This is a genomic window from Psychrobacter sp. 1Y10, from assembly GCF_052259005.1.
In the GTDB taxonomy this organism is placed as follows: Bacteria; Pseudomonadota; Gammaproteobacteria; order Pseudomonadales; family Moraxellaceae; genus Psychrobacter; species Psychrobacter saeujeotis.
In genome coordinates, this window is sequence record NZ_JBQQES010000002.1 from 86,445 (window position 1) to 111,077 (window position 24,633).

20 protein-coding genes, 1 tRNA gene and 1 other RNA gene are annotated in these 24,633 nt (G+C 43.9%); 5 read left to right on the forward strand and 17 right to left on the reverse strand.

All coding sequences use genetic code 11. The features are described from left to right. Nucleotides 1-155 precede the first annotated feature (155 nt). The 12 genes from ACTXGH_RS03370 to coaD all read right to left on the reverse strand — a co-directional run bounded on the left by ACTXGH_RS03370 (nt 156) and on the right by coaD (nt 12,691). Nucleotides 156-1,385, reverse strand: a complete 1,230-nt coding sequence (locus ACTXGH_RS03370) for a capsule biosynthesis protein (RefSeq protein WP_439262745.1) — start codon at nt 1,383-1,385, stop codon at nt 156-158. A gap of 131 nt (nt 1,386-1,516) precedes the next feature. Continuing rightward, the gene (locus ACTXGH_RS03375; RefSeq protein WP_439295610.1) at nt 1,517-3,964 is read right to left on the reverse strand and encodes a capsular polysaccharide biosynthesis protein; all 2,448 of its coding nucleotides are present in this window, start codon (nt 3,962-3,964) and stop codon (nt 1,517-1,519) included. 56 nt (nt 3,965-4,020) lie between these two features. After that, nucleotides 4,021-5,802 (reverse strand): polysaccharide biosynthesis/export family protein, encoded by a 1,782-nt coding sequence (locus ACTXGH_RS03380; protein ID WP_439295609.1) that lies wholly within the window; start codon nt 5,800-5,802, stop codon nt 4,021-4,023. 151 nt (nt 5,803-5,953) lie between these two features. Continuing rightward, complete coding sequence (locus tag ACTXGH_RS03385; RefSeq protein ID WP_439295608.1) at nt 5,954-7,060, reverse strand: capsule biosynthesis protein; 1,107 nt, start codon at nt 7,058-7,060, stop codon at nt 5,954-5,956. After that, complete coding sequence (locus tag ACTXGH_RS03390) at nt 7,038-7,709, reverse strand: ABC transporter ATP-binding protein (RefSeq protein ID WP_075103441.1); 672 nt, start codon at nt 7,707-7,709, stop codon at nt 7,038-7,040. Before ACTXGH_RS03390 ends, ACTXGH_RS03385 begins: the two co-directional genes overlap by 23 nt. A gap of 45 nt (nt 7,710-7,754) precedes the next feature. After that, nucleotides 7,755-8,567 carry an ABC transporter permease gene (locus ACTXGH_RS03395; RefSeq protein WP_299218154.1) on the reverse strand — a complete coding sequence of 271 codons (813 nt, stop codon included), beginning with the start codon at nt 8,565-8,567 and terminating at the stop codon, nt 7,755-7,757. Between the two features lie 250 nt (nt 8,568-8,817). Continuing rightward, a tRNA-Met gene (locus ACTXGH_RS03400) sits at nt 8,818-8,894 on the reverse strand. A 137-nt stretch (nt 8,895-9,031) separates the two neighbouring features. Continuing rightward, an RNA gene (gene rnpB / locus ACTXGH_RS03405) (RNase P RNA component class A) lies at nt 9,032-9,393 on the reverse strand. An 82-nt stretch (nt 9,394-9,475) separates the two neighbouring features. Beyond that, on the reverse strand, nt 9,476-10,213 hold the full coding sequence (gene bioD / locus ACTXGH_RS03410; protein WP_439262754.1) for a dethiobiotin synthase: 738 nt from the start codon (nt 10,211-10,213) through the stop codon (nt 9,476-9,478). Between the two features lie 43 nt (nt 10,214-10,256). Beyond that, nucleotides 10,257-11,561, reverse strand: a complete 1,305-nt coding sequence (gene bioA, locus ACTXGH_RS03415) for an adenosylmethionine--8-amino-7-oxononanoate transaminase (RefSeq protein ID WP_439295607.1) — start codon at nt 11,559-11,561, stop codon at nt 10,257-10,259. Between the two features lie 264 nt (nt 11,562-11,825). Continuing rightward, nucleotides 11,826-12,074, reverse strand: coding sequence for a YfhL family 4Fe-4S dicluster ferredoxin (locus ACTXGH_RS03420; RefSeq protein WP_439262758.1), 249 nt, complete (start codon nt 12,072-12,074; stop codon nt 11,826-11,828). Between the two features lie 26 nt (nt 12,075-12,100). Beyond that, nucleotides 12,101-12,691 carry a pantetheine-phosphate adenylyltransferase gene (gene coaD, locus ACTXGH_RS03425; RefSeq protein ID WP_439295606.1) on the reverse strand — a complete coding sequence of 197 codons (591 nt, stop codon included), beginning with the start codon at nt 12,689-12,691 and terminating at the stop codon, nt 12,101-12,103. A gap of 281 nt (nt 12,692-12,972) precedes the next feature. Here coaD and smpB point away from each other — a divergent pair, with 281 nt between their 5' ends. Continuing rightward, complete coding sequence (smpB, locus tag ACTXGH_RS03430; RefSeq protein ID WP_299218160.1) at nt 12,973-13,449, forward strand: SsrA-binding protein SmpB; 477 nt, start codon at nt 12,973-12,975, stop codon at nt 13,447-13,449. 83 nt (nt 13,450-13,532) lie between these two features. On the opposite strand, the gene rarD is transcribed toward smpB, so the two are convergent. After that, a complete protein-coding gene (rarD, locus tag ACTXGH_RS03435; RefSeq protein ID WP_439295605.1) occupies nt 13,533-14,531 on the reverse strand; it encodes an EamA family transporter RarD in 999 nt (332 codons plus the stop codon). A 268-nt stretch (nt 14,532-14,799) separates the two neighbouring features. Here rarD and ACTXGH_RS03440 point away from each other — a divergent pair, with 268 nt between their 5' ends. Further along, nucleotides 14,800-15,267 (forward strand): Lrp/AsnC family transcriptional regulator, encoded by a 468-nt coding sequence (locus ACTXGH_RS03440; protein WP_439295604.1) that lies wholly within the window; start codon nt 14,800-14,802, stop codon nt 15,265-15,267. A gap of 8 nt (nt 15,268-15,275) precedes the next feature. On the opposite strand, the gene ACTXGH_RS03445 is transcribed toward ACTXGH_RS03440, so the two are convergent. After that, nucleotides 15,276-15,584, reverse strand: coding sequence for a hypothetical protein (locus tag ACTXGH_RS03445; RefSeq protein WP_439295603.1), 309 nt, complete (start codon nt 15,582-15,584; stop codon nt 15,276-15,278). 241 nt (nt 15,585-15,825) lie between these two features. On the opposite strand from ACTXGH_RS03445, the gene ACTXGH_RS03450 reads away from it, so the two are divergent. From ACTXGH_RS03450 to ACTXGH_RS03460, 3 genes are all read left to right on the forward strand, one after another. Next, nucleotides 15,826-18,264 carry a YgiQ family radical SAM protein gene (locus ACTXGH_RS03450; RefSeq protein ID WP_439262769.1) on the forward strand — a complete coding sequence of 813 codons (2,439 nt, stop codon included), beginning with the start codon at nt 15,826-15,828 and terminating at the stop codon, nt 18,262-18,264. A 320-nt stretch (nt 18,265-18,584) separates the two neighbouring features. Continuing rightward, nucleotides 18,585-19,025, forward strand: coding sequence for a hypothetical protein (locus ACTXGH_RS03455; RefSeq protein ID WP_439262771.1), 441 nt, complete (start codon nt 18,585-18,587; stop codon nt 19,023-19,025). A gap of 260 nt (nt 19,026-19,285) precedes the next feature. Further along, nucleotides 19,286-19,825: a hypothetical protein gene (locus ACTXGH_RS03460; RefSeq protein WP_439262773.1), complete on the forward strand. Its 540-nt coding sequence runs from the start codon at nt 19,286-19,288 to the stop codon at nt 19,823-19,825. Between the two features lie 169 nt (nt 19,826-19,994). Here ACTXGH_RS03460 and ACTXGH_RS03465 read toward each other — a convergent pair whose 3' ends face one another. The 3 genes from ACTXGH_RS03465 to ACTXGH_RS03475 all read right to left on the reverse strand — a co-directional run bounded on the left by ACTXGH_RS03465 (nt 19,995) and on the right by ACTXGH_RS03475 (nt 24,505). Next, complete coding sequence (locus ACTXGH_RS03465) at nt 19,995-20,858, reverse strand: MauE/DoxX family redox-associated membrane protein (RefSeq protein ID WP_439262775.1); 864 nt, start codon at nt 20,856-20,858, stop codon at nt 19,995-19,997. Nucleotides 20,859-21,199: 341 nt separating this feature from the next. Continuing rightward, nucleotides 21,200-23,305: an NAD-dependent DNA ligase LigA gene (gene ligA / locus ACTXGH_RS03470; RefSeq protein WP_439262777.1), complete on the reverse strand. Its 2,106-nt coding sequence runs from the start codon at nt 23,303-23,305 to the stop codon at nt 21,200-21,202. 180 nt (nt 23,306-23,485) lie between these two features. After that, a complete protein-coding gene (locus tag ACTXGH_RS03475; RefSeq protein WP_439295602.1) occupies nt 23,486-24,505 on the reverse strand; it encodes a cell division protein ZipA in 1,020 nt (339 codons plus the stop codon). Nucleotides 24,506-24,633 lie beyond the last annotated feature (128 nt).

Consider the following 24,633-nt stretch of genomic DNA (forward strand, 5'->3'; position numbering starts at 1 on the left):
TAGGAGCAATCTGGTTGAAATTTAACACTATAACTGATCAGCATTGCCAGTTGCATAAGCCTTAATTGTATAAGGCATAATAGTTTAGAGTTACGGTAGCAAATCAGTGACTATAAGTGGTTGCATTAAATGAGTTACTCGATATGTATAAGACATTATTTGACTGTATCAGATACTGCGTCTGTGCTAACTGGTCGTTGCAAGTATTTATACATCCACGGCGACTTACCATAGAATGCCCCATTGATCTGTGTTTGTTCGATCAAATACTCACGGAACCTCAAATAGAACTCATTGTCTGGATGTTTGGGTTGCTGCCAAAATTGTGCAAGCGCCTTAGGATCTGTTAGCTTAGGCGTGTCATAGATAGCGCGTCCCATAACCTTAGTGGGTTTTTTGTGATATACCGACTGTAGACCCGTTGTACTATTGATGGTGACCATGCCAATGCTGTGCTTCATGAGCGTTGGCAGATGCATGTCACAACCATAAAATACTCTTGATTTGATTTGATAAAGGGCTGCTAAGCTTGCTACCAATTCGCGATAATCCCGATGGCCACGGTCTAAGGGATGATGCTTAAATACGAGCATCTGCTTTGTATCAGCATGGTCTGCAAAGCTTGCAATAACTTCGTCTATGAACTGCACGACATCACGATAACCACTATGATGGGTAATCTGCGAATCATTATGTACTTGCAAGCTGACCAAAAAATAATTGTTATCTGCGTGAGTGACGAGATGGTTTTGTAGCTTCTTATCTGGTAAATACCCACGCAATTTACGCCAAGGCGCTTTTAACCAAGCGATTGCTTCTTGCCATGCGGTCATTCCGCGATAATGTGAATAGTGCGGATAACGCGACTTGTATAGGCGGGTAACGATATAATAAACGATAGCAGCAACACTTAATCGATAAAATCGATTGTGCGTGTATAACGGTTTATCATTGGCTTTTTTGAGTGCTTTAATATCGGCAATGTTTAAGCGTGAGTAGCCATTGATACCATGCTCTTGTAGGGTAATATAATCAGGTCGTAAATAGCCTTCTTCAAACACAAAAAAGGATATGCCTAACTTTTCACTCAAGCAGGCAGCTTGCGTATGATGCGGGCGACAATCACCAAAGCAGACAATCGCATCAATGCTGTGCTCTTCAATAAAAGCTTGTAACCAAGAGGAAAACTGCCCTAAAGTCCCTACATAATCATGAGCATTAGGATGACGATAAAAAAACGCATCACCAGCATTGAAGTTAATTTTACTTACTTGAATATCTTGAGTTTGCAAAAATGTTGTAAAACGATTGAAAAAACCACCCATCTTTCCTTGTAGCAGCAAGACGTGTCGATGAGTAAGCAATTGATGCATCGAAGCTGCCATAAGATTAGGTACCGTCGGTTAGAAAGTTAAAAATTAACGTTGAACAAATAAAGCAATGTTGTAACAACTGCTAAATTGTACACAAATTATACCAAAAAAAACATAATTGTCGTAATGGATTTGTTTTAAACCTACTGGTTTTTTTTGTGCAAATGCTGTTGCCATGTATGACGCTGCTGCATAAAGCGCGTAGTAGTATGACGTTTCAACTGATTAGTAAGCTTTGATAGCGTAGACAACTTTACTGGTAAAATAGTGTTTGTTTGAGCCACACTATCATATGATTTATTTTGAGACACTTGTTGATTTTGGTGCTTAGCAGGATATAAGTAATCAACCACTTGCTCTACTTGCGCAAGTCCATAACCCTCAGGTAAGCGATATATTGGATAGCGTATGAGTGCACAGTACAGTAGCTGCTTAAGCGATAATGCTGTGTCCCGCTCTCGCCTCTGTAGATAATCCACCTTTGGTGATAATTGTGCATCTATATCGGTCGTCAAGCCCCACCCTGCATAAAACGGCAAACCGTAACAAGTCACTTTTAGGCCACGTAATAATGCTTCAAAGCCAGTCAATGAGCTAATCGTATGTACCTCATCGACGCACTCTAAACAATCAGGCATCGCTGTATCATAGGCAACTGCTTGTACTTTTGTTAAGCACTCTTTGTCAACCTTTCCTGCTCTTAGGCCAGCTTCAACATCTGGATGCGGTTTATAAATCAGATAGGCCTTAGGATTATCTCGCCTGACACGTTCAATCAGACCTCGGTTGGTCTTAATATTTGAGCCGCAATACTGCACCGACAGATCGTCTTCCACTTGCCCAATGATAAGTATACGTGGACTGCCAGAGACCTTTGCATCCTGCATCCATTGCGTTTTTTGATTAACATTGTCTGTTTTATCAGTAGTGCCAACCAAAGCATTGACTTCCGTACCGACATTGTATTTACTCACTCGCTGAGTAAGCAGTTTCGCTTGAAGCGTCTGTACTCGTGCATTTTGCTGTGGCGTCAACGCTTCACAGTTGCGTAATAAGGTTTCTAAATCTGAGGGCTGAGTGGCATCATAATAAATACCTTGTTTGTCTATTACTACCGACAATGGTGCGAGCAATGTTGCACCCAGACCATTTGAGCGGATAAAACCATCTTCCATACAATAAATAGCTGGCATATCCGACATTGGCGGCTTTGCAAGTTTACTCTGTAGTCGTTTTTGGACTTGTTGACGTTTAGCTAAACCCCACACTAATAGAGGTTGCTGATAATTGACCTTGAAATGATCCGGATGTAGCAAGTTTTTTAGACGCGGTTTTGGTTTGATAAATAATGTTGTACGCGGCAGATTGGTAAAGGCTTTAACGAAAGGCAGTTTCCAACGGCTAAACTCATATACCGTCAACTTACCTTCAAGATGCGATTGCCAATGGCGATTGGTTACCAACCATTCAATTGCAGTATCAATATCACATGCCTGCCTCGTGGCTGGATCGACATAGCGACTATAATCAATATAGGCACTATAAAATAACGTCTCTAACGTTGCTGTTGAGGTTTGGCGGCGCTTTTTAACTGCTTTTAGCAATCGTTTTGGTGCGCCGCTGTCATCAGTGAGCCCCCAACCGCTATACCAATTCACCCCAAAGCAATGTACAGCCTTGCCTAGCATTAACCCCTCAAACCCCATATGCGAGCTGACTGTATAGACATGATCTACCTGTACCAGTAGCGCAATTGGATTGAGTGCTTGCGTTAATAGACGAACATTTTTAGGTAGCTTGAGACGGGTCAGGTAACCTGACTTGGCCGCAGGATGGGCTTTAATCCATATATAGGCATCAGGATGATTGCGACAGGCAGTCTTTAGCATACGTTTAAACTGACCCTTACTTGCACCAGCGCCTTTGATAGAAGCATCGCCAGCGACTTGATCAATTAAGAGTACATGCGACTTTACCGAGTCTTCTTTTAGATTGGTGTTTTCTTCAGTAACCAATTTGTCTAATGAGGAACAAGTAATCACAGCATTATATTTACTCAACTGTTTATCGCAAATATATGTCATTAACTGGCGAGCATGGACTTTATTTAAAATATTACTATCAGAGTTAGCGTATTCTTTAGCGCATGCAACGATTAATTGCTCAAGGCGTGAGCTTTGCGTTAAATCGAAGTAGATACCAATGTCATCAACAACCACGCTCAGTCCATGACGACTACTAATACCAGAATCTAGAGAGCGTAAAAAGCCATCCTCAATACTTAAAGTTGTTAGTTGTTGACGATTAGCAATCTTTTTGGCTCGTCGATAGCTTTTTTTGTGCCCCCAACCGATAAAGGCGCCGGGCGTTTGAATGGTCGAATTAAAACGCTGCTGCACGCTTGACCATGGATACCAGCGCTGAACATCAGCTTGTAATATTTGAGATAACAGTACATTGTTACGACGCATGCCTTTGCCAATGACTGCCAAATTATTGGGCAATCGACGTTGAGTTGATAACAAACGTAGCGCATTATTAGAGGGAGAAGTTAAGGTCATCTTGCCTTCATGTGCCACGCTTTTTGCCATCTCTAATATCCTTGTCAACTATTTATGTCTTAACTTATATATCAAGCATTACATAGTTATAAGTCTAAAATAACTTTAGCCGCGACTGCCAATTGATAAACAATTTGTGATATTCCGCGGGTAATTTCGACGCGCTTGGTTTTGACCTTTGGTAAGACCATAATCTCATCACCCTGCTGGATACGATAAGCGGTATTGACCACTTCGTTCGCGCCATTTTGATGAATCACTAAGATTTCTTTAGTATCCGCATTGTCTCCAAAACCACCTGAATTGGCAATATAATCACCAGCGGTAAAGTCCGGATTAAAGGTGAGCGCGCCTTGTGAACGTACTTGACCATTAACAGTAATCACTGATGTTTGCGCAGGTATTTCGATGACATCGCCTTGCTGAAGGATAATATCCTGCCAAGAGTTTGGTACAACTACTATCTGACCGTCAGGTCTCACAGTACGTGCCTTGGCCACAAACTGCTTGACCAAATTGGCATCGTCTTGGCGTAGCGCTGCCTCCTCACGCGTCGTTGATTGAGTAGCAAGCGTTAATTCTTCTAAGCGATCAAGTGACTCATTAATCATGCGTTTTTGCTGTTCGGCCACCGACTCACGGTAAATAGTCAAGTGCGTAAGCTTCGCTAATGGACTTGGTTGTAACTGCGGAATGATATCTTTTAGACGAGCGCCATAAGGTACGACCATAGCGCCATTACCAGTATGAGCACCTTTTACTTGTACCGCGATAGTGCCTGCATAGCGGTCTGAGGTAACGACCATTTGATCACCATTATAGACAGGTACATTTTGTGCGTCGGCAAGCGAGTAATATTCTGCCGTTTGTGCGCGTCCTGCACTGCGAGTGATGCTGACGTTGGTTGCATTGGCAGCTGGGTTCGCAACTTGTAATACGTCACCAATGGTCAAGTCATTGACATCAAATTCAAAAGTATATTCGTTCTGAACCTGTCCGCTCACAGCGAAAGTTTTTTTCTGCGGTGCAGCCGTGATCACATCGCCATCGCGAAAAGAGAATGGCTGCAGCTTACCTGCTAATAAAAAATCATATAAATTGACTTGCTGTAATAGCTGACCATTACGCTTGATTTGAATATCAATATAACTGCCACGTGTTGGGTCAACGCCGCCTGCCCGATCTAAATATGAGAGCACTGAGTCTGCTGCGAGCCCGCCATAATACCCTGGTTGTTTAACAAAACCTGTAACAAACACTTTAACAGGCTGGGCTTGCTCTAATGAAGCATAAACACCGACGTTTGAGCGATAAATACGGTTAACAGCACTTTTGACGACATTCTGTAGGTTGCCATTTTGTACACCAGATACCCGTACTGGACCCACGTTGGGTAAGAATATATTGCCTTGCGGATCAACAGTCATAGTCGATGCAAACTGATAAGCACCCCACATACGTACTTGTACATTATCACCAGGATTGATGACGTAGCTGTCATTAAAAGTAGAACCTGATGTGGTAGAAAACGCACCGCGAAACAATTGCTCACCGAACATCAGGTCTTGCGTATTGATGTCTTGATAAGGACGCGTGGTATTAATGACTGATTGACTTGGTAAACTGGCCGCATTGACTGCCTCTTGTGTCGTAGCCTGACCAGGAACACCGCCTGCGAATGCTTGAGTCGAGACATTGATATTATTACGGTTTTGATCCTGACTGGTATTGTTGGCACTGGTTCCAAAGCTAGACCCTACCATCTGTTCTGCATAGCTGGTTGCAGCTATTGCTGGAAGACTAGTAGCGGCCATCGTCAAACTGATCACTTTAATCATCATCACGATTGGGCGTGGTTTCATGTTCATGAGCGGTATTCCTTTGCTGATCTGTCGATCATTGCTGATATCTAATTATATAAGTCAAATTGATCAAATCGTTTATAGTTGTTAGATACATTAAGTTGCTAACGACTTGTAGTACTAACAACCAGTGTTTTTTCTAACCACCAATGCCAAACTAGCTACGATGATCACGTATGACTGCCATGACTAATCGTACAAAGCCATAAAGCATTATTAATAACGCCAGCGATGTCCAGATAATGTAGGCACGGCGCGGATACAACGCATCTTCAGCCTCATAAGGGGTTGAGATGACGATCAGGTTCTTCATTTTCTTAAAGGCTTCTAGACGTGCTTTTTCAAGTGAAGATAGCGACAGTTTATAGAGCTCAGTCGCAAAATCGACATCCGCTTTAATCGTTTCAAACTGTACTGCTTGACGATTCAATTTGGTCGTACTTGGGGAGGTCAGCTTGGTTTGTTCTTGAGTGATTTGTTCTTCTACCGCTCTAATCTGACTTCTTATCGACACCACTTGCGGCGCATCAGGGTTCAAGTAACTAAGCAGTTGCCGCTCTTCAGTGCGTAGTGAGCTTAACTGCGCTTGTAAACTACCAATCAGTTGATTTACTATCTGCGCATTGGCTTGCGGATCATAGATCTCATTAGTATTTTGATAAGTAAGTAGCTGCTCTTTAGCTTCATTTAGACGATCTTGCGACTCATCTAGCTGAGTTTCGGCAAATACGAGCTGGTCACGAGCGACTTCTTGCGAGATACGGTTGACGAACTGCTCAGACTCACCCAAGATGGCTTTATTGAGCTCATGAGCGTAATCTGAATCAAAGGCTTCTGTTGAGACGCTAAGGATGTAACTTTGCTCATCTAAGTCGATATGAACGCGCTTTTTGAAGTACTCAAGTAGCTCCTCTTGTGACGCTTCAGGGTTTATCTCATAGATAGGGTCTGAGCCATCGACATAATAAGATTCTCGAAACTGAAACTTATTATCGAGACGTTTGATCATGTCATTGGACAGGATATATTCGGTCAGATAAGTGGCATCTTCCTTACTGGTGCTATTAACGCCCAGTAGCGCTGATAAACCGCCGCCAGAGGGTACGCTTGCATCACTCACTTGTTTGACCACTACGTCAGAAGTCGAAATAAAGCGCGGATGTGCAAGCGTCATGACATAAAAAATCACCAAGACCCATGGAAGGATTACCAAGCCGATAAACAGCGAGAAGTCAATAATCTTATTTTTTCGCTTTGTGGACATGCTCTTCATATACCTCAATCGCTTCTTTTGTATCGTTAAACACGAGTGCTGTTTGATCCATTAACACAATACCAATATCGCAATTACGCTTAATATCACCAATATTATGCGATACTATTAAAAATCCTGCTTGCGCACGGCGAGCCGCCAAAATATCCTCACTACGCTTACGAAAAGCAGCGTCACCAACGGCACCTGCTTCATCGAGCATATAATAATCAAAATCAAACGCTAGACTTAAACCAAAAGTCAGACGTGACTTCATTCCCGATGAGTAGCTTTTGACCGGCATATCAAAATAATTACCGATATCAGCAAACTCTTCAACAAAACGAATTTTTTCATCAATATAAGGACCGCTTGAATATAATCGACAAACAAAACGTACGTTTTGACGTCCAGTCAAGCTACCCTGAAAGCCACCTGCAACGCCGACTGGCCATGAAATCGTTGAGTCAGTAATAATCTCACCGTGGTCCGGCTCATCAAGTCCGCATATAATGCGTAGCAAGGTAGACTTACCAGCACCGTTACGGCCTAGCAAACCCACACTTTGTTTATCACCAATGGTCAGGTTTAAGTCTTTAAATAGATAATGCCGACCTTGCTTGGTCATAAACGACTTGGAAACGTTTTTTATCTCAATCATTTACTTCTCTTTTAGTACAACTTATATAAATTGGTATCTATCAATTCAACGAGAACGAATCATGTCACGTTCAGCAAATTTATAAAGCAGCAAGCCTAAAAAGTTGACACTAAACATCCATTTTAGAAAGTAACCTATATCAATGTGATAGGCTGGGTAGTTGGGGGCAAATGCATGCCTGATAAGTTCAATGTTATGAATAAAAGGGTTATATAGTAAATAACTAAAATAGGGTTCTGGAATAATATGAATAGGATAAATAATTCCAGACGTGAAATATAAAATGGTAAACAATATAGTAATTACCTTACTAATTTCACCACCATAATATCCAACAACCATCATAATTAAAGCAATACCAAAACTAAATATAAAAAGTGTCGCCCAACAAAATAGTACGATATGTAAGTTTTCTAAACTGGCATAGATATCAAAAAAAGCTAAGCCCAGCAATAATAGTATCGAGGTAAAAAAATAAATAACGAGCTCTAAAAATGAGCGAGCAATGATGACATCAATGTGTTTGATTGAACGATACATCAACAGGCCTTTATTGGCTTCAACAGCCCCTAACGCTCTTGTAGCTATCTTCTGAAACATTCGAAAGGGAACCATTCCGGCTACCAAAAACAGAGAGAAATCCATTCCAGGAACCAAACGCTCACGAATCGCACCAAAGATTACTAAAAATATCAATACCTGAAAAAGCACTTCTAACGGCGCCCACAGGTAACCCAAACGATAACCACCAAAACGCGTTTGTAGCTCACGCATTAGTAATGCATGAAAGGCGGCGCCCATGACTTTAAGGCCACTGCGATGTTTAATAGGACGATAAGGAGGCAATTGTACAGACATAGCGTTACAGGACTTCACCAAAAACAGCCCCTATGATAAGTAAGAGGGACATAAGTTACAAGAAATAATCTGTGAGTAGGTAGATAAAGCTATGATTTAGCAAGAAATTGGCAAGTAAATAGCAGTAGTAATGATTGTTTATTGAGCTTGTATCATTCAGACAGACATTGTCTATTAATTTATTTCAGACAAAAAAAAACCAACCACAAAGGATTGGATTTATTCGTACTACACGTTACTGCTATATAGATGGTGGCGATGGAGAGACTTGAACTCTCGACCTCACGATTATGAGTCGTGCGCTCTAACCAGCTGAGCTACATCGCCATTTAAGGCTCGGTATTATGCCGATACAGGTGACTGACGTCAACCCCCCAAACAGCATTTTTTGCAAAAAATATGAATTTCGTTCAAATTAGCTGCAATTATTAGCACTATTAGTGATAAAACACTAACAATAAAAAAGGTTTGGTAAACCGATAAGCCGGGTTCTGTCGTGGACGATCATTCCTCTAGGCGTATCATCGCTGATACGCTCAAGCAACCTACCCGCATCGAACGCGGGCCGCGCCATGCCGATGCCTATTTGGTCTTGCTACGCGTGGAGTTTACCATGCCGTGAGATGTTACCATCCACGCGGTGCGCTCTTACCGCACCCTTTCACCCTTACCTCACGTGCTGACGCGAGGCGGTCTACTCTCTGCTGCACTGGTCGTCGGGTTACCCCGCCCAGCCGTTAGCTGGCACGCTGCCCTATGTAGCCCGGACTTTCCTCCCCTGCAAGTCTGTTAAACAGTATGCAGCGGCGATCGCCTAGTCTACCAAGGGCGCTAGTATAACAAATCTAATCGCAACCTAGTAATAAGTTTTACGCTTATTTGCACTTTTAAGACCAGATTAAGACTTTTTAAATAAAATTCGATGGTAAAACCCACGCTTTATCTACTGACGCTGTTTGGTTGTCAGGCAGTGTTGTATCGTTTAGATAAGGCAACTGTAACCAATATGTGGTTGGATAATACTGTTGTATGTGATTTTTTAAAAACTCAATTGTACTAGTAGCTATCTCGTTATCGGTATTAAGACTCGTATCATGTATGGGATTATAAACAATACTATGCACAGACAATCCACGCGCTTTTATCGCCTCTAGACTAAGCAGCGTATGATTGATACTGCCGAGGCGACCAGAAGTGACTAATACTATAGGATAGCCTTGAGTAGCAATAAAATCTAAGGTTAATAGTTGCTCTGTAATAGGTACGAGCAAACCACCTGCGCCTTCTAATAGCACCACATCATAATCGGCTTGCAAACAGCGCGTAGCATTGTCAACGACTTTGGGGTCTAAGACTGCGTTGGCAAGTTTTACAGCCAAATGCGGTGAAGCAGGCTTTTGATAACGATAAGGACAAGTTGTAAAATCCAAATCATAAGACTGTAGAGGAATACCCATTAACCTACGATGAGTGATGATGTCATCAGCGATACTCATTGTGCCGTTATTATCGATCGTCACGCCGGTCTGTACCAGCTTTTGGGTAATGACACTGATGCCTTGTGTCATTAACGCTTTAGCAATCATTCCAGTCGCGTAAGTTTTACCGATGTCGGTATCAATACCAGATACAAATAGGACGCTCATTATCTACCTTAATAAGAAACTTATTTTTGCGTATTTTCAATTTTTATTGCGCCAGTTGTAAGGTTTGCAGATAGCTTGTCACTACCTTTAACAACGCTTGGCACAATGTGTTAAGTTCACTATCTGTAATCACATAAGGCGGCATAATATAGACCAATTTTCCAAAAGGTCTGACCCAAATACCATTGTCAATCAATAACGCTTGAAAAGTGGGCATATCAACGGCCATCTCTAGCTCGATTACGGCAACTGCCCCCAAACACCTGACCTCTTTCACACCATCTAACGCCGTAGCAGGCGCAAGCTGCTGCTGCATCACAGCTTGCATATTTGCCGTACGCGCCTCGATATCATAAGACATGATTAAATCAATCGATGCACAAGCGGCCGCGCATGCCAGCGGGTTACCCATAAAGGTCGGCCCATGCATCAGCGCTGGATAATCACTGTGATGAATAGTATCCGCGATTTGTCTTGTACATAAGGTGGCAGCAAATGTCATATAACCACCTGTTAGCGCCTTACCAATGGTCATAATATCAGGACAGATATTTGCATGTTCACACGCAAACAGCTTACCGCTGCGTCCAAAGCCTGTGGCAATCTCGTCAGCGATTAACAACACGTCATACTCATCACATAGCTTACGTAACAGTTGCAGGTATTCAGGACTATAAAAGCGCATACCACCTGCGCCTTGAATAATAGGCTCAATAATAAATCCGGCTAATTTATCACTATTGTTGGCAAAAAACTGGGTTAATTCATCGCGCACGTCTTGCGTTAACTTATGCTCAAACCCCATAGGCGGCGCAGAAACAAAATGCTGCGTCGGCAATTGCGTGCCATACAAACTGTGCATGCCATTGACCGGATCGCAAATACTCATGGCATGCCAGGTATCGCCATAGTAGCCTGAATGGGTCGAGGCAAATTGGTTTTTATCAGTACGTCCAACCGCGATTTGGTATTGCAGCGCCATTTTTAGCGCTACTTCCACAGCGATGCTGCCACTATCAGCATAGAATATCGCATCAAGTCCTTTTGGCACTATCTTTAGCAGTTTTTCGCCCAGTTCTATCGCCGGCTTATGCGTCAACCCTCCAAACATGACATGCGCCATTTTGCCCAGCTGCTTTGTGATAGCAATATTTAGTTTGGGATGATTATATCCATGTACGCTCGCCCACCACGACGACATGCCATCGATAAGGCGCGTACCATCTTCAGTGACGATGTAGATACCCTCTGCATGATCAATAACGATATTAGAATAAGTGGGCGGTAGACTGGCATAAGGATGCCAAAGATGATGGTGGTCAAAATCGCTGGTAGAAGTATTTGTCATAGCACACTCTTAAACATCAAACGTGTGGCAAATTGAGTGTCCATTTTCATCATATTATTCCTAGTTTTTAGCACTTTCATACAGTTAGTACTTTCGTATAGATAGTGAACTCAATTTAAAATAGATAAAGTGCGACTGGGATGATTTTTTCGTAGCCGCTGTGATAGCAGCAAGTAAGGAAAATTTATACCAGTCGCGTACAACTATTAACGTATCGATTTTATTTTGAGCTGAGCATTTATCAATAGCATAATCTACAACGCATCACTGACCGGTGATACGTTTATATTTAGCCAGTAAATCGCCTTCAGTCTCAACGTGATTTGGATCCTTGGGTATACAGTCCACAGGACAGATGACCACACATTGCGGCTCATCAAAATGACCGACACATTCCGTACATAGATCGGGGTCGATAACATAAATATCGTCCCCTTCTGAGATCGCTTCATTTGGACAAGCTGGCTCGCATACGTCACAGTTGATACATTCGTCAGTGATTAATAACGCCATAAACTGCTCCTATTAAATAAGTAGGGTTATGAGCCAAGTTTGTTAATAAAAGCTTGTGAGACGCACTTGGGCACAAACTTACTCACATCACCATCAAGCTTGGCAATCTCACGAATCATCGTCGATGAGATAAATGAATAATGCTGAGATGGGGTCAAAAATACCGCTTCAAAGCGCTCATCAAGCTCACGGTTCATATTGGCGAGCTGAAACTCATACTCAAAATCTGACATGGCGCGCAAACCACGTAATACCGCGGTGGCATTTTTTTCACGCATAAAATCGACCAGCAACCCTTCAAAGCCCACGACTGATACTTGCGGTAAATCAGCAAATACCGTCTCTACCAGAGCAACGCGCTCCTCAAAACTAAACAACGGCTTTTTATGATGACCTGAGGCAACAGCGATCACCACTTCATCAAACAACTTAGTCGCACGGGTGACCAAATCGACATGTCCATTTGTGATGGGATCAAAAGTACCTGGATATAAAATTTTGGTATGTAGCTTTGAAGATTTTGAAGATTCTAGAGATTTGGTAGCGTTTGAAAGCTTTGACGCATTAGAATTTGGAAGGTTAGAATCTAAATCGTTAGAAGAAGTTGCTGGATTCATGGCAAGGCTAATTTATTGGTTAATAATAGCGCTTATGCTAACAAATTTTGGTTAAACATAATACTTATCTATGGTCAGTACTTAGTATAACTTTTAATCCAAATCTACTGAATATCGATAACGCACGACTACATTTGCCCTAACATTTTTAGTAGTAGCTTTGCTACAATAGTTGGTTCGACTCATCCATCTTAGCATGACAAAAATATAATCCGTATTAGGGTTAGGGTGAGGAACAGTTAGACAAGGACACGGTATGTTGTAGTCCTTATGGAGAGATTATGTCAAAAAAATCAAGAAAACCGGACAATCAAATTTGCTCAAATAAAAAAGCGCGGCATGAATATTTCATTGAGGAGACGTTTGAGGCAGGATTGTCGCTACAAGGTTGGGAAGTTAAGGCTATTCGTGCCGGTAAAATGACCATTACCGAAGCTTATATTATCTTTCGTAATAATGAGGCTTTTCTTTTTGGCGCGCATATTCAGCCGCTGCTCAGTAGCTCAACGCACGTGAGCCCTGATAGCATTCGTACCCGTAAGCTGCTGCTTAATCGTCGCGAAATCGAAAAGTTGATGGGCGCGGTTAACCAAAAAGGTTATGCTTGCGTGCCATTATCATGCTACTGGAAGCGCTCTATGGTCAAGTGTCAAATTGCACTGGCGGTGGGTAAAAAACAACATGACAAACGCAAAACTCTTAAAGATCGTGACTGGGAGCGTGATAAGCAGCGCGGCTTTAAGCAGCATTTAGATTAAAAAATTTGTCACCATGCAATAAAAAACGGCTATCGTTATGATAGCCGTTTTTACGTTAATGTGCTTAGAGCTATGTAAACCCGCTACGCTGACGCCGCGACTTGCTTGCGTTTGGTCGCTCGCAACTGCTTGACCCCGTGCGCAATTAAAAATGCAATCCCTGTCCAAATCAAACCATAGCTAAAGAGCATGCCTGACTCAAACGGATTGCCCAAAATGGTGATGGCAAGGATAAAGAGCAATGCCGGCTCCAAATAACTCATCATGCCATAGACATTGACGGGCAGCATTTGACTGGCATCAACATTGGTTTTCATCGCCAGCACGCTTAAAACACCCAAGCCAATCAGCATCATAATAAAAAAGCCCGAGCCGCCAACCAAACTTAAGCTATCCGGCGCCATAAAAAATAAATACCCCAAAGCAAATGGCGCAAATATCGTCAAATCTACCAAAAGACCAGTAACCGCACCAACCCCCTGCAAGCGGCGCAAAATATAATATAACGGATACGTGCCGCACACCCAAAGGGTTGCCCATGAGATGCTTTGGGTGCGAATGATTTCACTGCCAACGCCTAACGCGGCAAAGCCCACCGCTAGCCACTGCAAGCGGCTTAATTTTTCACCAAATAAGACACAGCCAAACACCACCATCATCAGCGGAAATAAAAAATATCCCATCGCGGTTTGTACGCCTTGGCCATTGACCGGTGCCCACATAAATAGCCAAAACTGACTTAAAAATATTGGCGTTGGCAATAATAGCCACGCCCATTGCTTGAGGCTGCCAAGCGATTTTAATTTATCAATGTGCCCTGTCAGCTGACTGCTAAAAGTTAAAAAACCAACCAGTGCCGCCCACATCGCCAGCATGCGCCAGATAAATACCTGCGTACCTGATAATGGTGCCAAAAAGCTACTGTAAGCATATAGCACCCCAAATAAAACATTGGATAAAATAGCTAATGCTGCGCCCATCATCAGCGTTCGCTCCTGTGCGCTACCCGACGCCCATACCGCAGGCATCGGCAGCCGTGACAAGGTCGCGTGAAGCGCACCGGATAAAGTAGACGTTGACATAAAAGCACCTTGATTTAGCGAGTGAGTAGAAGAAGATCGGTTATAGGGTTTATCGGTTAACCACTCTGAAATGGTTAACGACTATCATACAGACGTCCTCCAATAAAAAATCTCTATAAAACCTCGTTTATAACTTTATTTATCATAATTTTCGATATTTTCTATACTTATTATCATATCCTCTATAATAGTGATAATAACTACATTTTTTATATTTATGATTTAAGCATGCGCTAATAACCATTACGATTTAACAGAGTATGATCCTATGAGCCAGTCTTTAGACGCCACCGACAAAGCCATTTTAAACCTCCTTCAAGACGATGCCACGCTGCCGCTAAAGACGATCGCCGAACACGTCCATGTGTCCATCGCTACCGCCCAGCGCCGCATTCAAACACTGACAGACACAGGCGTGATCACCAAGCAAGTCGCCATCGTAGATCCTAATAAGGTCGGCTATAGTTTGACGGCGATTGTGATGGTTGAGATGGCGCGCTCAAATAACTCGATGCAGCACCGATTTGAGCGCTTAATGAACGCGCAGGCGCAAGTGATGAGCTGCTATGAGATGTCGGGCGATGCCGACTTTATGCTGATGGTGAGTGCCAAAAACATGAGCGATTATCATCAATTTACGCGCAATCTACTGACGTATGAGAACAACGTGCGCAACTTTAAAAGTCAGTTTGTGATGAACTTTACCAAAAGTGGCACGAAGATTTATTTAGATTGATCCATATGCTAAGGCTGCTTGTTTGGCGTTATCAGATAAAGCAGAAAAGGGATGGCAAAAATAATCGCTATAAAGGCGTAAACAAATAAGACAGACAACCATGTACCGACATGAATGCCGCCATGCGTCATATTTATCCAATATTCAAAAGTGATCAGCGCCATGCCCGCTATGGGCACCAGCATCGCTATCATTAAATATTTATAAGTAAAGGATTTGCGGCAAAAACGACCTTTTTGATAATAATAAACCGTCGTTATTAGATAAATAAGCACGACAACTGGCATAAAGTACACAAGTAAAATCATCGAGAGCATTTTCGATTCCATTAAGTAAACCGCACTATCAATAAAATAGGCCTTTATGGTTCACTATACCCCATTTAATCCATCATTTTACCTTATGCTATCAATCACTTATCGAAGACTTACTATAAATCAGCATTCACACCATGAGTGCAATTCATGGTAAGATGAGCGCCTTTTTATGCATCAGCGACTGCGGCAATACATTGTCCATCTGTCGCGATTGCCAACACGCTATTAATAGGGTCACCTCATGTCTGCCGATACCATCGCTCGCACCGCCTTCAAACAAGGCGTCAAGCCACTATATGACTACGATAAGCATTGGGCAAGCTGCTATGAGCCTGCGCCTTATTTGCCGATGACGCGTGCTGAGATGGACACGCTGGGCTGGGATGCGTGCGATGTGATTATCATCTCAGGTGATGCCTATGTCGATCATCCAAGCTTTGGTATGGCAATTATCGGGCGATTATTAGAATCGCAAGGCTTTCGCGTCGGCATCATCGCGCAGCCAGATTGGAAGAGCAAAGACGCCTTTATGGAGCTTGGCAAACCGGTCTACGCCTATGGCGTGACTGCAGGTAACATGGACAGCATGATCAATCGCTATACCGCCGATCGCAAGATTCGTAGCGATGACGCCTACTCGCCTGGCAATGTCGCGGACAAGCGCCCTGATCGCGCCGCCATCGTCTATAGCCAGCGCTGCCGTGAAGCTTATCCAGATGTGCCGATTATCTTAGGCGGTATCGAGGGCAGCCTGCGCCGTATCGCCCACTATGACTACTGGTCAGATAAAGTACGCCGCAGTATTTTATTAGACAGCCGTGCCGATGTCTTATTATATGGTAACGCTGAACGTGCCATCGTCGATGTGGTGCATGGGCTATCCAAAGGCTATACGTTTGAGCAAATGAGCAGCTTACGCGGTACGGCTTATTTATTAACCCCAAGCCGCCGCCATTGGCAAGCGCATATGACGGAAGTCGCGAGCAACGATGTCGATACGGTCGGCCGCGTTGACCCTATCATCAATCCGTATGTGATGACCGAAGACGTTGATAGCTGCAAGATTGAACAAGAAAAGCCTAGCGACTCGCCAGTTGGGCAAGCCATGACTGGCATGTCAGCCCAGTACAAGGGCTTTGTCGCAGAACCCGTCACCAATAAAGTACTGAACGCCGATCAAGTCGATGATGACACGCAAGTGGTACAGATGCGCGGCTTTGATAATAAAAGACTCACTGCGCGTAAGCACAAATTTAAAATGCCGCCACGTGATAAGACCGTCATTCGCCTACCTGATTATGACCATGTCAAATCAGACCCTGTACTTTACGCGCATGCCAGTCGAATTCTGCATTTAGAGACTAATCCTGGTAACGCGCGCGCCTTGGTGCAGCGCCACAGTAGCGGCGCGGGCAACTCGTTTACCTCCATCGATGTCTGGCTCAATCCGCCGCCGATTCCACTGTCTACCGAAGAGATGGACTACGTCTTTGACTTGCCCTATGCGCGCCTGCCGCACCCAAGCTATGGCGATGCGCGTATTCCGGCTTTTGATATGATTAAATTCTCCGTCAATATCATGCGCGGCTGCTTTGGTGGTTGTACGTTTTGCTCGATCACGGAGCATGAAGGGCGCATCATCCAAAACCGCTCTGAGGACTCTATCCTGCGTGAAGTCGAGGCCATCCGCGATACTGCGCCTGCGTTCACTGGCGTCATCTCCGACTTGGGCGGGCCGACGGCCAATATGTACCGTCTCAACTGTAAGGACGAGACTATTGAGAAAAACTGCCGTAAGCCGTCCTGCGTCTATCCCGATGTCTGTGAAAACCTCATCACCGATCACAGCAATTTAACCCAGCTATACCGTAAGGCGCGTGATATCAAAGGTGTGAAAAAAATCCTTATCGCCTCCGGTCTGCGTTATGATTTGGCGGTCAAAGACCCCGAATATGTCAAAGAATTGGTCAGCCATCATGTCGGTGGCTATCTAAAGATTGCCCCAGAGCATTCTGAAGAAAATGTCTTATCTAAAATGATGAAGCCTGGCATGGGCAGCTACGATAAATTCAAAGCCATGTTTGAGCAGTACAGCCAAGAGGCTGGCAAAGAGCAGTATCTTATACCCTACTTTATCGCCGCGCATCCGGGTACCAAAGATGAGGACATGATGAATCTGGCGCTGTGGCTAAAATCTCACGACTACCGCGCCGACCAAGTGCAAGCCTTTTACCCTAGCCCCATGGCGACGGCAACGACCATGTATCATACCCATAAAGACCCGCTACACAAGGTCAACCGCGAGGGCGGTGATATTGATATCGTCAAATCCGGCAAGCAGCGCAAACTGCACAAGGCGTTTTTGCGCTATCATGACCCGAAAAACTGGGCCTTACTGCGCCGCGCTTTGCAAGACATGGGACGTAGCGACCTAATTGGCAAAAACCGTGGTTGTCTAATACCGCCATTTAATGCGCATTTAGAGGGCCGTGATGCCAGTCAGGACAGCTATCAATCGGCACGTAAAAAGAATAGCCGTATGGGTAATGACTCCGTCAAACGCAGTGGCAAATCAGCGAGCCAAAACCGCAAAAACCAGCCTAATAGCGCGCGCAAAAAAGTCAGCCGTGGTAACTTCCAAACCCAGCATACCGGGTTGCCACCGCGTAAAACCAAATAGTATTGAATGTATAAAACGATGAGCGGAATATTATTGGCTCATCGGATTAATACCATTAGCAGCACTTATTGGCTTCCCAGTCGATAAGTGTTTTTTTGATCAAAGTAGTTCATGCAGTACATACGTCTGTTGTACAGAATTGGCCAATTAAAATACTCTGAGAGTAAAATTACATTAACCAGCGATTACGTAACGTGAATAACAGCTAGCAAACAATTTCTAACAATCTACAAGCTCTACTTTCGCTAATATGTGCGCTATATGCTTAATGCATTGTTAAATACAAATAAACGATATGATTTGATTCTTTGGAGAAAATTATGAACACCTTAACTAAGATTGCGACTGCTCTACCTGCCCTTGCTTTACTTAGCGCTTGTGCTACTACCGCGCCTACGCCTACCGCACCAAACACTCCTACCACGCCAAGTACGACAACGCCTACTTCAGAAAGCGTAACTGATGCAGCCTATGATCGTATGGCACCGGCACCTTATACTTGTACTGATGATAGTCAAATCCTTGCAAAACAATCTATCAATAAAAAACAAGTGATGTTGACTGCCACCCTACCTAAAGTGAACTGGTCAGAGCAGCCAATTATTTTAAATGGCGGCGTAGAGGGCGATACGGCAAGTTATGTCAATGAGTCAAACCCAGAAGTTGTCTATGCATGGCATATGAAAGGCGATAAAGGTATCCTAGCCATGAAATGGGCTGATGGTAAAGAATATCAAGTAAACTGCCAGATCGGTAGATAATGGTTAAGGTTGAATCGTTAACCTTGCGCATTTAAACGATATAAAAACAAAATAAGAAACAGCGAACCGAGAGCAGTCATCGAAAGATGGCTGTTTTTTTATGCGTCTAGGTCTAGATGGTTTGATAGATGGCACTATGCTGTGTTCCATATTTTTAAGATAAGAAAAGATATTTTGCTTTATTCCGCTAGAGAAGCCAAAAGAAAGCTGTCAAAATAGCGCTTATATAAAAATTTATGATTAATAAAGAGGATACGTCGATGACGAAGCGCCTAATAAGTATGATGATAATCGCTACTACAAGTATATGGGCGCTAACAGGCTGCGATAACGCCACCGACTCTGTTGATACTACCGACCAAACCACGCAAACAGCCACGGCAAACTCATCAGCATCAGAAGTCGATACGATAGACTGGTCATTAATAGATAGCGGTGAAAAGCCTGCTGATCGCGCCAATTATAAGTATCCGTTTGCAATCGATAGTCAAAACGTCCTTGATTATGCGGACTACTTTAAAGTGGACGCTGCGACCGCTCAGCATAACCTAACCGTGAGCATGGCAAGTAACGAAGCACTGTCAAAGGTGCTTGATCAAGTCAGCGATAGTTATACTTCTCATGAGCTGACTGATGGTAAAGATATGAAGCTTATCATTCATACTACGCCCGATGTCGCTGCCAGTAGCTATGATTATGTGCTATCCGATGACTTTGCTAAAGGGCTGGTGTTACCCATCGTGATTCAGCCGGATGGTGAGAAAGGTGATGTTGAGGTGCATGGAGAGATGCCACAATAAGAGGTTTAGAATGGTCACTAGTAAGCTCTATCCGCCATAAGTTTTACTGAAGCAAGTTTTTCATTTTTATGTCGAGCAAAGTACTTATTTATCTGCAGGCTGATATAAAAGTTTAAGGATTTTCTAATATTGGAGGGTACGCAAAGCGCACCCTCCTAAAAACTACTTACTAAAGCAAAGCACGAATAAGCATATAGCTACCCATACCTACCATCATCACGTTTTCAGTTAATGAGATAGCCCCTAATGGCACATTACTATCTCCGCCTACGCAGGCACATTTTAGCTCTCGCTTATCAATATAAACCGCTTTGATCACTGAGGCGCCGCCGATCAAACCAATCGTTAACGCTATAATACCCGCTATCGGATTGAGCCAAGGCTGATCAGCAAGCATGGCAATACCAGCAATGGCTTCTAAAAACGGATAGACATAAGCATAACGCACGACTCTTCTGGCCAATAAATCGTAACCCAAAAACCCAGTCGTAAAGCTTTCTAAATCTTCAAGTTTTTTGATGGCCAGCACACACATAGATAAGGCAACAAACCACATCAAAGCTTGCATGGACAATACACTAATTGATAGTGCCCAACATAAAGCCAAGCTCATTAAAGCGGTAACAGAAAATATGGCGATAATGGGCGCATAGGTAGTGTCATCATTGCTTTTGGCTTCGCTATTGCCTAAGAATACTTGTAGTTCCTCATTGCCGCCAATACGCTTGCCCTCAATAAAGGTTTGCGGTGTGGTTTCAACTCCCAATGTATCTTTGACTAAACTGTTTTGGTCTTGTGTGGTGATATGGCGATCGACAATGTCGTAGCCAGCATGCTTGAGCGCGTCCAGCGACTTTAATCCGAACGGACATAGATGATCTTCCATTACCATCCGGAAGATGATGGCGCGTTTGCCGTCACCGTTGACATGCTCACCGGGCAATTTATTGATGAGAAAATCAAGCTTGTCTTGGCTGATAGAGTTGGTGTTGGTTTTTTCAGCGTCGTTATTATTATCGTTGTCTGCGGGCATGATTTACTCCTTTTTACAATTGTACAATCCATTATAAAAAAGAGCGCAAGGCTTGCGGGTAAGCGTATGTTATTGATTTTTAGAGGGTAATAACATTGGGGTTAGTGGTGAGAGATTGGTTGGCTTTTAGAGTTTTATAGGGTGAGTTAGCTAAAGCCTAAATCACCCTACGTTTCTAATTTATAATTGGTGTGCGAGGGACGAGCATGTTATTAAAGTATGACCTAACCAGCAAATCCCCTCTAAGGGATTTGCACTTGCGAACCTGAGGAGGAATAAGCAAAACACTGTTTTGCCCGACGCAAGACAAGAGCCATGCTCGCAGTTAGCAGTGCAATTTTTTAACGGTTCTCATCCCCAACCATCTTTAAAAACTCATCCTCATCCACCACCTTAACCTCTAATTTTTCCGCCTTAGTTAATTTCGAGCCGGCCTTCTCCCCTGCCAGTAGCGCCGTGGTTTTAGCAGAAACGCTACCAACAACCTTTGCTCCGAGTGCTTGTAGTTTTGCTTTAGCTTCATCACGCGCCATGCTATCGAGCGCGCCGGTGATGACCCACGTTTGCCCATCGAGTGGTAGCCCTTCTGATGCGACTTGCTCAACTTTATCCCAATGGACGCCAGCCTCACGTAGTGCAGTGATGACTTCGATATTGTGCGGGGCACGGAAGAACTCATGGGCAAGCTCAGCGGTAATCGCGCCAACGTCAGGAGTTTCAATAAGCGCGTCCATATCGGCTGTCATCAGGCTATCAAGATCACCAAATTGTTGGGCGAGGTTTTGTGCTGTACCTTCACCCACACCGCGAATACCCAGCGCATAAATAAATCTGGCTAAGGTGGTCTTTTTACTGGCCTCGATAGCGCTGATGATGTTTTGTACGGATTTTTCACCCAACTTTTCAAGGGTAATCAACTCTTCTTGATGGTTATGCAATTGATAGATATCAGCGACGGTTTTGATAAGTCCATGCTCAAAAAAGCTAATAAGCCAACGCTCGCCTAAACCATCAATATCCATCGCCCGACGCGAGACAAAATGAATCAATGCCTCGGTCTGCTGCGCGGGACAAAACAGTCCGCCAGTACAACGCGCCAACGCTTCATCTTCTGGCAGGATGACAGGTGAGTCGCAGACAGGACAAGTAGAGGGTAGCTTAACTGGCTCAGAGTCTTCTGGACGCTGATCATGCCAGACGCGCGTGACTTTTGGAATGACGTCGCCTGCCCGGTGTACGCTGACCATATCGCCTGCACGCACATCTAAGCGCTGAATTTCACCAAAATTATGCAAAGTCACATTACTAACGGTGACGCCGCCAACCTTGATGGGTTCTAATTTACCAACTGGGGTAATCTGTCCCGTACGCCCGACCTGCCATTCGATAGTATGCAGACGGGTCATGACGGTTTCGGCGGGGAATTTATAGGCAGTTGCCCAGCGCGGCTCACGTGACAAAAATCCAAGCTGCTGTTGTAAGGCTAAGCTATTGACTTTAATTACCACACCATCGATTTCAAACGGTAGCTTGGCACGCTTTTCAATCACAGACTCATAGTACTCTTGAGTTTCGCGTGGGTTTTTTACCACTCGTACGGCACTGACACTAAAGCCAATGTCACCAAGCCAAGCTAACGCGGCCGATTGCGTCTCAATAGTTTCAGGTAGACCTTGATTTACCGAGTAGCAATAAAAAGCTAGCGGACGACTGGCGGCTATGCTTGGATCAAGTTGCCTCAAGCTACCAGCCGCGGCATTGCGCGGATTGGCAAAAGTTTTGTCGCCCTTCTCTTCGGCAAGGCGATTAAGACGCTCAAAGCCTGCCTTAGGCATCAGCACCTCACCACGTACTTCTAATAGTGGGATATCAGCGGCATCAGCGAGCCAAAGTGGCAAGTTACGAATCGTTTTAGTATTTTGAGTGATGTCTTCACCCGTTTGCCCATCACCGCGCGTGACTGCTTGCACAAACTTACCGTGCTCATATTTTAGTGAGACTGCAAGCCCATCAAGCTTAAGCTCCATCTCGTATTCAGGATTTTGCTGTGCATCGCTCAGACGGTCGTTGATCCTGCGCATGAAAGCATGCAGCTCGTCATAATCAAATACGTTGCCAAGCGACAGCATTGGAATGTCATGGGTCACTTGAGTAAATGCCGACAGCGGCGTATCACCGACTTGATTGATAGGACTGTCCGGCTGCACCAAATCTGGATATTCTTCTTCAAGCTCAAGCAAAGAGCGACGTAACTGATCGTATTCACTATCGTCTAAAACAGGGTTATCAAGCACGTAATAGGCATAATTGTGCGTCTTGATGGCATCAATAAGCGTGCGCATTTGAGTGATGATGTCGTGATGAGCATCAGAATTAATCGAAGGTTGTGAAGCTACTTTTTGATTGGTTTGGGTTTGAGAGGTGGTCGGTGCGATAGGGTCAGTCATAGTCGGCGTCTTTACAATTCAAGATGCCGATATGATAACAATTTTGCAGGTTACTCGGATAGAGTTTTACAGAAAATGAGGACGATTGAAAAAGGCAAATAACGTAACATCAATATACTATCTGCGTTACCTTATTTGCCTGTTGAGATACTACTGGTACGGTTTGATTTTCAATATTTATTAGATTTCATAGTCGCGAACTTGATTACGCAATTGTTGTTTATATTCAGGAGTGATCGATTCATTGTTTTCATCAAGTATCAGCGCATTTAAATCATCCGCCATCATATAAGCAATGCTCATCATACTATCAAAGCTACGCAGCGCTTGTGGATGCGGCAGTGATAAAAATACTACCACCCCATTATAAGTGTTAGTCGCCACACTATGCGGATCAAACGGCGCGATACCACTATCGGTGATACCCATCATACTAAACCACAGCATGCCGGTGCCGTCTTTTTGCTCATAGCGGTGGAACATATTCATGGCCCCAAAGCGTAGGCCATATTTATCAATCAAAGCCAATAAATCGCGGCCACGAATGATTTCTACAGGGCGATCACGGTACTGACGCGGCAAGATAGTAATGTTGATATTGTCTTTGGCATTGATAAGTGGGCCATTTTGCGCTTCATCGACAGGCTCTAACAGATGCTGATCTAGTATCGGGCTGTTGTCATCAAAGCTTGGCTCTTCAGCCGTATCAATCACTGGCATCAAGCTATCCGTCGCTGACATAAGGCTAGAAAACGCATCAAGCTCTTGCTCATTACCAGCTTGCATGTGGCGAGCTGCTTCTGAAAACTCAGCATTATCTGCACGTTGCTGCTCAGCTTGCCAGCGCGTATAGTCTTCATCATTGTTGTCATCAGTATCCACGCCAATCTCACCGCGACCTTGAGTCAATTGTGCATCGACAGTGGTATGGGTCTCGGTCAACGGCTCATCTTCGATAACCGCATCGAGATAGTCACGATTGGGCGCAATGGTGGTCTCACCTGGAACTGTATCATCAAAATCTGGTTGATCGACAATATTACGCTCGTGACGCGGTATGATAGGTATACCATTTTTATCATAATTGACTACCGCAACCTCCGTACCATTCCGACGCTTAAAGCTACGAATGACCATAAACAGGCCTGCAAGCACAACAAATGCAGCAACGGCAATCAAAACAAACTGAATAGCGGTCATGAGAAATACATCCTAATAACTATGATAAAAGGGAATACACAAAATGGAATAAATGGCAATAGTCTAGCATGGCTGACTAACCTCGTCACCATATAGTAATTGTTTATGGTCAGCGCGACATAGTTGCG